The sequence below is a fragment of the Aquitalea sp. USM4 genome, from assembly GCF_004328945.1.
GTDB lineage: Bacteria > Pseudomonadota > Gammaproteobacteria > Burkholderiales > Chromobacteriaceae > Aquitalea > Aquitalea pelogenes.
Genome location: NZ_CP029539.1, coordinates 2,017,693 through 2,028,903, shown reverse-complemented (window position 1 = coordinate 2,028,903; position 11,211 = coordinate 2,017,693). Strand labels below are relative to the sequence as shown.

At 58.7% G+C, this 11,211-nt stretch carries 10 protein-coding genes; 8 read left to right on the top strand and 2 right to left on the bottom strand.

Annotation, left to right across the window (positions count from 1 at the left end):
• Positions 1-9 precede the first annotated feature (9 nt).
• Positions 10-1,269, bottom strand: a complete 1,260-nt coding sequence (locus tag DKK66_RS09570; RefSeq protein WP_131357483.1) for an MdtA/MuxA family multidrug efflux RND transporter periplasmic adaptor subunit — start codon at positions 1,267-1,269, stop codon at positions 10-12.
• A gap of 236 nt (positions 1,270-1,505) precedes the next feature.
• Complete coding sequence (locus DKK66_RS09565) at positions 1,506-3,878, bottom strand: penicillin-binding protein 1A (protein WP_131357480.1); 2,373 nt, start codon at positions 3,876-3,878, stop codon at positions 1,506-1,508.
• A 170-nt stretch (positions 3,879-4,048) separates the two neighbouring features.
• On the opposite strand from DKK66_RS09565, the gene DKK66_RS09560 reads away from it, so the two are divergent.
• The 8 genes from DKK66_RS09560 to DKK66_RS09525 all read left to right on the top strand — a co-directional run bounded on the left by DKK66_RS09560 (position 4,049) and on the right by DKK66_RS09525 (position 11,210).
• Positions 4,049-5,110, top strand: a complete 1,062-nt coding sequence (locus DKK66_RS09560; protein ID WP_242673602.1) for a pilus assembly protein PilM — start codon at positions 4,049-4,051, stop codon at positions 5,108-5,110.
• Positions 5,110-5,706: a PilN domain-containing protein gene (locus DKK66_RS09555; protein WP_131357474.1), complete on the top strand. Its 597-nt coding sequence runs from the start codon at positions 5,110-5,112 to the stop codon at positions 5,704-5,706. Before DKK66_RS09560 ends, DKK66_RS09555 begins: the two co-directional genes overlap by 1 nt.
• On the top strand, positions 5,703-6,323 hold the full coding sequence (locus tag DKK66_RS09550; RefSeq protein ID WP_045847774.1) for a type 4a pilus biogenesis protein PilO: 621 nt from the start codon (positions 5,703-5,705) through the stop codon (positions 6,321-6,323). The genes DKK66_RS09555 and DKK66_RS09550 overlap by 4 nt, the downstream gene beginning before the upstream one ends.
• A 10-nt stretch (positions 6,324-6,333) precedes the next feature.
• On the top strand, positions 6,334-6,855 hold the full coding sequence (locus tag DKK66_RS09545) for a pilus assembly protein PilP (RefSeq protein WP_131357471.1): 522 nt from the start codon (positions 6,334-6,336) through the stop codon (positions 6,853-6,855).
• Complete coding sequence (gene pilQ, locus DKK66_RS09540; RefSeq protein WP_131357468.1) at positions 6,855-8,984, top strand: type IV pilus secretin PilQ; 2,130 nt, start codon at positions 6,855-6,857, stop codon at positions 8,982-8,984. Before DKK66_RS09545 ends, pilQ begins: the two co-directional genes overlap by 1 nt.
• Before the next feature lie 66 nt (positions 8,985-9,050).
• Entirely contained in the window at positions 9,051-9,593 is a 543-nt protein-coding gene (gene aroK / locus DKK66_RS09535; RefSeq protein WP_045847771.1) for a shikimate kinase AroK, read from the top strand.
• 3 nt (positions 9,594-9,596) lie between these two features.
• A complete protein-coding gene (gene aroB / locus DKK66_RS09530; RefSeq protein ID WP_131357465.1) occupies positions 9,597-10,706 on the top strand; it encodes a 3-dehydroquinate synthase in 1,110 nt (369 codons plus the stop codon).
• A gap of 120 nt (positions 10,707-10,826) precedes the next feature.
• Entirely contained in the window at positions 10,827-11,210 is a 384-nt protein-coding gene (locus tag DKK66_RS09525) for a FimV family protein (RefSeq protein WP_231588907.1), read from the top strand.
• Position 11,211 lies beyond the last annotated feature (1 nt).

Here is an 11,211-nt window from a genome sequence, read left to right as displayed (position 1 = left end):
ATCCCGCGCTTAGTTGGCGGCAGAGGCGTGCTGGCGCTGGCCGCCCCAGCTGCCACTGGCGGCATGCTGCTTGCCCCGGCCCTTGCCTTTGCCATTCCCATCGGCTGCATTCTGCATGGCCCGGTCGATCACCTTGATCTGCGCACCTTCACGCAGCTTGTCCAGGCCATCCACCACCACTTTCTGACCGGGCTTCACGCCCTCTTCGATAATGGTGTTGTCGCCGGATACCGCACCGGTTTTCACCTTGCTGATGCTGACGGTCTGGTCCGGATTCACCGTGTAGACATAGCTGCCCACCTTGCCCTGCTGCAAGGCCACGCTGGGGACTACGATTGCATCGGGCTGGTCGCCCAGTTGCAGGTGCACATTGACAAACTGGTTGGGGAACAAGACGGCATCAGCATTGGCAAAGCGCGCCTTCAGGTTCACCGTGCCGGTGGTGGTGCTCAGCTGGTTGTCGATGGCCAGCAGCTCGCCATCGGCCAGCTTGTGGCGGTTGTCACGGTCCCAGGCTTCCACCTGCAATTTGCCCTTGGCGGCACGCGCGGCAGCCAGCACCTGGCCAAGGCTGGTTTCCGGCACGGCAAACAACACATTAATGGGCTGGGTCTGGGTAATCACCACCACGCCGTTGCTGTCGCTGGAGTGCACGATATTACCCAGGTCCACCTGACGCAGGCCGACACGGCCGGACAAGGGCGCAGTGATGCGGCTGTAATCCAGTTGCAGACGGGCGGTGGCCACCGCGCCCTGATCCAGCTTCACCGTACCCTGATACTGGGCCACCAGTGCCTGCTGGGTATCCACCTGCTGCTTGGCAATGGAATTCTGCGCCAGCAGCTGCTGGTAACGGGTGAGGTCCAGCCTGGCGTTTTGCAGCAGTGCCTGGTCGCGCATCAGCTGGCCTTCGGCCTGAGTCAGCGCAGCCTGAAAGGGACGCGGGTCCAGTTCGGCCAGCAGCTGGCCTTTCTGTACCAGCTGGCCCTCCTCAAAATGCAGGGCCATCAACTGGCCATCCACCCGGCTGTGCACCGTCACCGTATTGGTGGCAGTCACCGTGCCCAGAGCCTCCAGCTGCAAGGGCGCATCCTGCTGCATCACCGGGGCCACCGCCACGGCTACCGGGCCGCCACCGCGCTTGGGTGCGGCTGCATCCGGTGCGGCACTGCGATGACTGCTCCACCACCAGCCACCAGCCGCCAGTGCCAGCAGTAACAGGGAAACATTGCGCAAGGTATGGGTGGATTTGGCAGGAGCGGCAGACATATTGGTTTTCCGGGAAAGGAGCAGCTTAAATTGTCAGCGGAGTCAGGATCGACAGGCCTGATGCAAAGCAGCAAACAGGCTGAGATGATATGGAATCCCTTTGCCCTTGCCTATCGACAAGCTGTTTATAGTTGTTAATCGTCCGGCATCCGCTACATCCTGCCGGATGTGACCGCCAAGCAGACATGAAAAAGCCCACCCTGGACGGGGTGGGCTGTGATGGACTGCAATCTGGCTCAGAACAGCATTTCCTTGACGTTTTCCACGGCATCCTTGGCAGCAGGCGCGTTCGGATCTTTCGCGGCAGGGTCGTCTGCCGCAGCATCAGAAGCGTTACCGCCCGGAATGCTGCCGTGGTTGTCAATCTTCAGTTCCGGATTGGTCTTCTGGAATTCTTCGTAGTAGTACTCGTCACCACCACGCTGACCCGCACCCGGTTTCACCACGATGCCGGCAGGCACTGGCAGTTCCACTTCCGGCACGCCCTTGAGCGCGTTGGCCATGTAGTTCATCCATACCGGCAGCGCGGCGGTGCCGCCATAACCGTAACGGCCCAGCGAGCGCGGCTGGTCGTAACCCACCCAGGTGGCTGCCACCAGATTGGGGTTGAAGCCGACAAACCAGGCATCCTTCCAGTCGCTGGTGGTACCGGTCTTGCCGGCCAGGTCCATGCGGCCCAGGCTCATTGCCTTGGCTGCCGTACCGTAGCGCACCACATCTTTCAGCATGGAAGTCATGATGAAAGCATTGCGCGGGTCGATGGCCTGCGTGGCATTCTGGCCGGCCACCGCAGGCTGGGTCTTGGCCAGTACATGGCCGGACTGGTCTTCGATGCGGTCAATGAAGTAGGCCTTGATGCGGTAGCCACCATTGGAGAACACCGAATAGCCTTCCGCCATCTGCAGCGGCGTGGCCGCACCGGCCCCCAGCGCCATGGTGAGATAGGCAGGATGCTGTTTGGGCGAAAAACCGAAACGCTGGATATATTGCTGGGCGTAATCGGTTCCCAGCGCCATCAGCAAGCGTACGGACACCAGGTTTTTGGATTGGGTCAGCGCACGGCGCAGGGTAATCAGGCCGGCAAATTTGCCATCGTCGTTCTTCGGTTCCCAATTACCGGTACCCGGCGCACCAGGCACGGTCAGCGGGGCATCGTTGAACATGGTGGATGGCGTCACGCCGCGTTCGATACCGGCCGAATAGATAAAGGGCTTGAAGGTGGAGCCCGGCTGACGCCATGCCTGGGTCACGTGGTTGAAGCTGCGACGGTTGAAGTCAAAGCCGCCCACCAGCGACTTGATGGCACCGCTACGCGGGTCCATCGACACGAATGCCCCTTCGACATCCGGCATCTGTACGATTTCCCAGTAGCCCTTGTCATTGGCACGCACACGGATGACCGCACCGCGGCGAATCTGTTTATCCGCTGCCAACTTGGGGTTGAGCGCACGGCGGGCAAATTCCAGGCCCGGCCCCTTGATGACCGCCACCTTGCCGCCGCGCAGGTAGGCGCGCACTTCGGACGGGCTGGCAGACAGCACAATGGCCGCCTGCATGTCGCCACTGTCGCGAATTTCAGACAGTGCATCGTCCAGCACTTCGGTCTGGTCTTCTCCCTCTGCCGAGGCCAGATCGATATAACTTTCCGGGGCACGATAACCCTGCTTGCGGTCGAAATCGATCAGGCCGGCACGCAGTGCGTCATAAGCCCATTGCTGGTGATGGCTGTCCAGCGTGGTGTAGACCTTGTAGCCCTCGGTATAGGCAGCATCCTTGTAGCGTTCGTACATGGCCTGACGGACCATTTCCGCCACGTACAGGGCCGGCTGATTGGCGTCAACACTGGCGCTGGCCAGATGCAGCGGCTCTTTGATGGCCGCGTCATACTGGTCCTGGGTAATGAAATTCAACTCGCGCATGCGGCGCAGCACATACAGCTGACGCAGGTGGGCACGCTCCGGATTGACGATGGGGTTATAGGCGGAAGGTGCCTTGGGCAGGCCGGCCAGCATGGCCATTTCGGCAACGCTCAGGTCGGTGATGGGCTTGCCGAAATAAGCTTGTGCGGCAGCCGAAAAACCGTAAGCGCGCTGCCCAAGATAAATCTGGTTGAAGTACAACTCGAGAATCTGATCCTTGGAAAGCGTATGTTCGATTTTGAAAGCAAGCAAAGCTTCATTAAACTTACGTGTGAAAGTCTTTTCACTGGAAAGAAAGAAATTCTTGGCCACCTGCATGGTGATGGTACTGGCACCGGAACGGGCATGACCGGACACCAGATTACCGACGGCAGCACGCATGACACCCATGTAGTCGATGCCGCTATGCTGATAGAATCTTTCATCCTCGGCAGCCAGCAGTGCTTGTTTCATCAGTTGCGGGACTTCATGGATGCGGGCGAACGAACGGCGCTCTTCACCGAACTCTCCCAGCAACTGGCCATCTGCCGAGTAGACGCGCAGTGGAATTTTTGGACGGTAATCCGTCAGCACATCAAGACTTGGCAAACGCGGGTAGGTTATGATGATGGCAATGGCTGCCGCACCGGCTGCCAGCACGGCCCCACCAATGACCAAACCGGCCAGAATCGCAAGAAGTCGTTTGAACATAATTACAAATAGGCTTTCGGAAGAAAGCGGATTATAACGTCTTGTGAGAACTAGCAAGACAAACATTGACAGCGACAGTGCAAAAACTGTCGCACTAGACCATTTCGGGGCCTTAACTGATGCTATCCGACAAATTTCGGTTCAGTACGGACTGGCTGGATCAGCTTGGATTGGGGAAATCCAAGAATGTTCCTCTGCTGGGTCTTGATATCAGCACTACCTCGGTCAAGCTGGTAGAGCTGTCCAGATCGGGCAAAAACTTCCAGATCGAGCGATATGTAATTGAAAACCTGCCCAAGGAAGCCGTTTCCGAAGGCAATCTGGTGGATATCGAAGGGATTGCCGAGACCTTGCGCAAAGCATGGAAGCGACTTGGCAGCCCTATCCGGAATGTCGCCATCGCCATTCCCACTTCGATGGCCATCTACAAAAAGCTTCTGGTACCGGTCAGCCAATCCGAGGACATGGAAGGCATGATCGAGTCCGAAGCCGACCAGATCATCCCCTTTCCGCTCGATGAAGTGAATCTGGATTACCAGGTGCTGGGCCCATCCAGTAGCAGTCTGGATGATCTGGAAGTCCTGCTGTGTGCCGCGCGCAAGGAAAAAGTGGAAGAACGGGTGGCTGTAGTGGAAATGGCTGGCCTGCGCGCCCATCTGGTGGATGTGGAATCCTTCGCCATGATGACGGCCTTCGAGCAGATCCAGCAGCAACTGCCCGATCATGGCATGAACCAGACTTTTGCCCTGTTTGATATCGGTGCCAGCAAGATCCACTGCAATGTCATCCGTAACGGCCAGCAAATCTACTACCGCGAACAGATGTTTGGCGGCCTGCAACTGACGCGCGACATCCAGCGCCGCTACGGCATCAGCTTTGACGAAGCGGAAAACGGCAAACGCAGCATGGCGATGCCGGACGGTTATGAGTCGGAACTGCTGCATCCCTTTGTCGACGCGCTGGCACAAGAAATCCAGCGCGCACTGCAGTTTTTCTACACCACGGTCAGCGTGTCGCAATACCTGCGCGTGGACTACATCCTCCTGGGCGGCGGCTGCAGCATGCTGTCCGGACTGGACGACGCAGTGGCATCCCGCACCCAGATCAGTACCATGATTGCCAACCCCTTCACCTCCATGGTGCAGTCCAGTTCAATCCGGCTGAAGGAATTGCTGCTGGATGCGCCTGCACTGCTCATTGCATGTGGACTTGCCATGCGGAGGTTTGACTGATGATCCGCATCAACCTCCTGCCGCACCGCGAGCAGAAAAAAGCCGCACACCGCCTGCGCTTCCAGCTGTTGCTGGGCAGTGCCTTCGGTGCAGCCCTGCTGATTGTCGGACTGAGCTATTTCGTTCTGGACACCCGTGAATCGCACCAGGAAGAGCGCAACCAGTTCCTGCAAGGCGAAATTGCCAAGCTGGATCAGCAAATCAAGGACATCGGCGCACTCAAGAAGCAGCGTGACGACCTGCTGGCCCGCAAACAGCTGGTGGAACGCCTGCAACAGGGTCGTAATGATGCCGTACACATTTTCGACCAGCTGGTTCGCCAGACGCCGGATGGCATCTATCTGAAGAGCTTCAGCCAGAGCGGCAACAACTTCAGCTTCAGCGGCTATGGCCTGTCCGGGGCCCGCGTGTCCAATTACATGCGTACCCTGGCACAGTCCACGGTGTTCACCGAACCGCAGCTGGTGGAAGTGAAAGCCTCCACCGCCAGCAACCAGCGCGTGAGCGAGTTCAGCCTGACCAGCACCTTCAAACAGACAGCCCCGGCTGCCAGCGCACCGCAAGGCCAGGTCGCACCGCAGGGAGCCAAGCCATGACCCTAGACGAGTTCCGCAACCTTGACCCCAAGGACATGCCCAACTGGCCCTTCCCGGCCCAGGTATTCGTGGCAATCTTCATCGCCGTGGCCTTTTTGGGACTGGGGTATTTCTTCGTGCTGAGCGACCAGCTGGACAAGCTGCACAATGCCCAGCAACAGGAAGAACAGCTCAAGCAAACCTTCGTCGACAAAAAGCGCCAGGCCATCAACCTGGAAGCGCTGCAACAGCAATTGAAAGAAATCCAGCTGTCCTTCGGTGCCCTGCTCAAACAGCTGCCCACCAAGGCAGAAATGGATGCGCTGCTGACCGAAATCAACCAGGCCGGCATCGGTCGCGGACTGCAGTTTGACCTGTTCCGCCCCAGCGGCGAGGTGAAGACTGCCGAAATGGCGGAAGTGCCGATCGCCATCCGCCTGACCGGCAGCTACAACGACCTGGCTGCCTTTGTCAGCGATGTGGCACAGCTCTCGCGCATTGTCACCATCGGCGACATCAAGCTGACTCCGGGCCAGGGCAAGGATGCTGCACGCATGACCATGGAAGCCACGGCCAAGACCTACCGGTCGCTGGAGCCGGAAGAGCGCATCGCAGCGGCACAGCCGCCGAAGAAGTGAGTGTGACTTCATGCTGAAAAAAACTTACGCCATCTTGCTGTGCCCGCTGCTGCTGACAGCCTGCAGTGGCAGCAATACCGACGACCTGCATGCCTGGATGTTGCAGGCCAGCCAGGGTTTGCGCGGTCAGATCGACCCCCTGCCCCAGGCACAGAGCTACCAGCCGTTTGCCTACAATGCGTTTGACCTGCCCGATCCGTTCAACCCGGTCAAGCTGCAAATGGCAAAACGACAGAACTCGGCCAATGCGCCCGACTTCAAGCGCCCGCGCGAACTGCTGGAAAACTATGATCTGGACAAGCTGAAAATGACCGGCTTGCTCAAGCGCAACAATATTACCTATGCCTTGATCCGTACGCCGGAAGGCAGTATCTACCGCGTGCAACCGGGTAATTTCATTGGCCCCAATTTCGGCCAGATCAAACGTATCAGCGATACCGAACTAGTACTTTCCGAGACCGTGGAAGATCTGAACGGAGAATGGGTACAACGCGAAACCAGCATGTACCTGGATGAACAAGGGCAGAAATAATGAAAAACCATTCAATCAAACTGTTGTCGGGGCTGGGTCTGTCCATTGCATTTTCCATTGCCCATGCTGCATCCATCACCGCGATCGACATCGCCCAGACCGATGGCGATGCCCAGTTGCTGCAGATCACCTTTGACGGGCCGGCCAGCAAGCCCAACAGCTTCGCCATTGCCAACCCGGCACGCGTTGCCTTCGACTTTGCCGATACACAGGTGAAGCTGCCGAAGAACACGGTTGAGCTGGGCAATCCCATCGTCAAGTCCGCTGTCGCGGTTGAGGCCAATGGCCGCTCCCGCCTGGTGCTGAACCTGGCACACAATGTGTCCTACAGCACCAGCATCTCCGGCAACAAACTGCTGATCCGCATCAACAACACCATGTCTTCCCCGCAGCAGTCGGCCACTTCGCAAGAACAGCCGGCCAGTACCGCTTCGGCCGCCGCCCAAGCCAGTGCCCAGGCTGCCGTGGCCACCACCCCGCTGGGTCTGGACTTCCGGCGTGGCCGTGGCGGCGAAGGCCGGGTGGAAATCAACCTGCCAACCGAGAGTACACCGGTGGATATCCGCCGTGAGGGCAAGAACCTGGTGCTGGATGTGATGGGCGCCAATCTGCCGCGTTCGCTGGAAAAGCGCATGGATGTCAGCGACTTTGCCACACCGGTGGACAAGGTGATTGCCAGCAATCAGGGTCGCAACAGCCGTGTCGTGATTCAACCGCAGGGTGACTGGGAATTCTCTTCCTACCAGACCGAGCGCAAACTGGTGGTGGAAGTACGCAAGGCCGTGGTGGAAAGTGCCAGCAAGAACGAGCTGAACAGCAAGCCGCAATACAAGGGCGACAAGCTGTCGCTCAACTTCCAGAACATTGAAGTACGCACCGTACTGCAGGTGATTGCCGAATTCACCGGGCTAAACATCGTTACCAGCGACTCGGTCACCGGCAATATCACCTTGCGCCTGAAAGACGTGCCGTGGGATCAGGCGCTGGACCTGATCCTGCAAACCAAGGGCCTGGATCAGCGCCGCAATGGCAACATCATCAATATTGCCCCGCGTGAAGAGCTGCTCAACCGCGACAAGCAGATTCTGGAAGGCAAGCAGCAACTGACCGCACTGGAGCCCATCCGCTCGGAAACCTTCGTCCTGCGCTACCGCTCAGCCGAAGACTTCAAGAAGATTCTGGATGGCAGCACCACCACGTCCGGCTCCAGTGCAACGGGCAACAGCGGCGGCAACGGCCTGCTGTCGGCCCGAGGCAGCTTCATGATCGACCCGAAAACCAATACCCTGATCATCAACGATACCCAGACCGTGATCGACAAGATCCGCGATCTGGTGACCAAGACCGACATTCCGGTCAAGCAGGTGCTGATTGAAGCGCGCATCGTCGAAGCCACCGACAACTGGAGCAAGAGCCTGGGGGTGAAACTCAATGTGGCACGCGCCAGTGGCGGTACCAGCATTGGTGGTTCGCTGGCTGATGCCACCACCAGCTTCAATATCGCCCGCGGAACGACTACTGGCACCATCCCGCTGACCTCCGGGGTGAACCTGGGCCTGTCCGGTACCTATAACTCCATCGGTGCCGTGTTTGGTGCTGGTTCGCGCGCTGCCATCGGCCTGGAGCTGGACGCCATGGAAACCGCCGACAAGGGCAAGATTCTGGCCAGCCCACGCATCATGACTGCCGACCGGGTAGAGGCCAGCATCGAACAGGGTACGGAAATTCCGTATCAGGAAGCCAGCTCCAGTGGTGCAACATCTGTGTCGTTCAAAAAGGCCAACCTCAGCCTGAAAGTGACCCCGCAAATCACGCCGGACAACCGTGTGCTCATGGAAATCCAGATCAACAAGGACAGCGTCAGCAGCACCTTGTTTGTCAACAGCACCCCGGCCATCGACACCAAGGTGGTGAAAACCCAGGTGATGGTGGAAAATGGCGGCACCGTGGTGATTGGCGGTATTTACCAACAAACACTGGATACCACGATCAACAAGGTACCGCTGCTGGGTGATATCCCCTTCCTGGGCGCGCTGTTCCGCAGCAAGGTGGACAAGAACAACCGCACCGAGCTGCTGGTATTCATCACGCCTAAGGTGGTTGAAGACCTGAACCTGCAAAATCGCTGAACACAGGGCATCTGCGCGCATTTTGTCCTCTGCCCGCGCAGACAGACCCAGCCAGCATCAGCTACAATGCCTGCCATGGAGAACATGGCAGGCAATTTTTTTCTTGTCGGGCTGATGGGTGCCGGCAAGACCACCGTTGGCAGGGCACTGGCACGCAAGACCGGCAAGACCTTCTACGACTCGGATCATGAAATCGAGGCGCGCACTGGCGTTCGCGTCGCCACCATTTTCGAGATAGAAGGCGAACTGCGCTTTCGCGACCGTGAAAGCAGCGTGATTGCCGATCTGGCAAAAATGAACAATATCGTGCTGGCCACCGGTGGGGGCGCCGTACTGCGTCCGGAAAACCGGGCCGAGCTATCAAGACACGGCGTGGTGATCTACCTGCGCGCCTCGATTGATGACCTGCTGGCGCGCACCATGCACGACAAGAACCGTCCGCTGCTGCAAACCGCCGACCCGCGCGCGAAACTGCAAAGCCTGCTGGAGCAGCGCGACCCCTTGTACCGCGAAGTCGCCGACATCGTGGTTGATACCTCGCAACAGAACGTCAACCTGCTGGTCAGCCGCCTGCTCGATCAGCTGCATAACATTCCAGCCAAGACCTGACGCATGATTACGCTAGACCTGACCCTGCCGGATACCCGCTACCCCATTCACATTGGCCACGGACTGCTTGATCAGGTTGAACTGATCCTGCCGCACCTGCCCATTCCCCAGGTTGCCATCGTCACCAACGACGTTGTTGCCCCGCTCTATCTGGAGCGCCTGACCCGACAATTGGAAAACCACGGCGTGCATTGCATTCCGGTGGTGTTGCCGGACGGTGAGGCCAACAAGAACTGGCAGACGCTGAACCTGATCTTCGACGCCCTGCTCAGCCACAATGCCGAACGCAAAACCACGCTGATTGCCCTCGGTGGCGGTGTGGTGGGCGACATGACCGGCTTTGCCGCCGCCTGCTACCAGCGCGGTGCGCCCTTCATCCAGATTCCCACCACCTTGCTGGCGCAGGTTGACTCCTCGGTGGGCGGCAAGACCGCCATCAACCACCCGCTGGGCAAGAACATGATTGGTGCTTTCTACCAACCCCGTATGGTGCTGGCCGACATGGATCTGCTGGCCACCCTGCCCGAGCGGGAACTGTCGGCCGGTATTGCTGAAGTCATCAAGTATGGCTTGCTGGGCGATGCCGACTTCCTCGCCTGGCTGGAAGCCAATATGGACAAACTGCGCGCGCGCGACCCGGCAGCGCTGCAATATGCCGTGCGCCGCTCGTGCGAAATGAAAGCTGAAATTGTCGGCCAGGATGAAAAAGAACAGGGCGTACGGGCCTTGCTCAATCTTGGTCATACCTTTGGCCACGCCATCGAAGCCGGCCTTGGTTATGGTGCATGGCTGCATGGCGAGGCGGTTGGCGCTGGCATGGTGCTGGCTGCTGCCGCGTCACAGGAACTTGGCTGGCTGAGTGCGCAAGATGTCCAGCGGGTGGTGACACTGATTGCCGCTGCCGGATTGCCGGTGCAAAGCCCCGACTTCGGCCTTGAGGAATGGATGGGCCACATGGGCCACGACAAGAAAGTGGAAAGCGGCGTCATCCGCTTTGTCCTGCTCAAGCAACTGGGACAAGCCGTGATTCAAGCCGGGCTGCCGGCCGCGCTGCTGGAGCAGCTGTTCCAGTCCTCGCACATCAATCCGGCCCTTGGACGGCATGGCGCTTGAGGCTGTTGCCACGGAAACCTTGACCCCATTAAGGATTTTTACGGATTGCGGCCCTGCACGCCTCCCCGAATAATCGACTGCATAATTCAAGCAGAGAGAGAATCTCGGAGGGAAGCCGCGGTGGATGCAATAACAGCCTTGGTCGCCAGTTTTGGCCTGATGTGTACTTATGGTCTTGCCCGCCGTGTCTGGCGCAAGGCAACTTACAAGAAACCGCGTGCGCGGGGTATCGACCCTGTCGGTGAGGCCGAGGTGTTTCTGGCTTATGGCCGCAGCAGCGATGCAGTGCGGGTACTGAAAGAGGCGATGAAAGATGAGCCACAGAATCTTTCCATCAAGGTGACGCTGCTGCGTGCCTATTCCTCGGCAGGTAACTGCAAAGCCTACTGCCGTCTGGCGCGAGATGTACAGGCCCAGGTGAAGGATCAGCCGGTATGGCGCACCATCCAGGAGAATGGTCGGCTGCTGGCTCCACAGGATCCACTGTTCGCCGCCAAGGCTTGAT

What these genes read in the sequence shown, in the direction of transcription:
- DKK66_RS09550 (WP_045847774.1), top strand. Translation starts at nt 5,703, where the DNA reads ATGACCCTAGACGAGTTCCGCAACCTTGACCCCAAGGACATGCCCAAC.
- DKK66_RS09545 (WP_131357471.1), top strand. Translation starts at nt 6,334, where the DNA reads ATGCTGAAAAAAACTTACGCCATCTTGCTGTGCCCGCTGCTGCTGACA.
- pilQ (WP_131357468.1), top strand. Translation starts at nt 6,855, where the DNA reads ATGAAAAACCATTCAATCAAACTGTTGTCGGGGCTGGGTCTGTCCATT.
- DKK66_RS09570 (WP_131357483.1), bottom strand. Translation starts at nt 1,269, where the DNA reads ATGTCTGCCGCTCCTGCCAAATCCACCCATACCTTGCGCAATGTTTCC.
- aroB (WP_131357465.1), top strand. Translation starts at nt 9,597, where the DNA reads ATGATTACGCTAGACCTGACCCTGCCGGATACCCGCTACCCCATTCAC.
- aroK (WP_045847771.1), top strand. Translation starts at nt 9,051, where the DNA reads ATGCCTGCCATGGAGAACATGGCAGGCAATTTTTTTCTTGTCGGGCTG.
- DKK66_RS09555 (WP_131357474.1), top strand. Translation starts at nt 5,110, where the DNA reads ATGATCCGCATCAACCTCCTGCCGCACCGCGAGCAGAAAAAAGCCGCA.
- DKK66_RS09565 (WP_131357480.1), bottom strand. Translation starts at nt 3,878, where the DNA reads ATGTTCAAACGACTTCTTGCGATTCTGGCCGGTTTGGTCATTGGTGGG.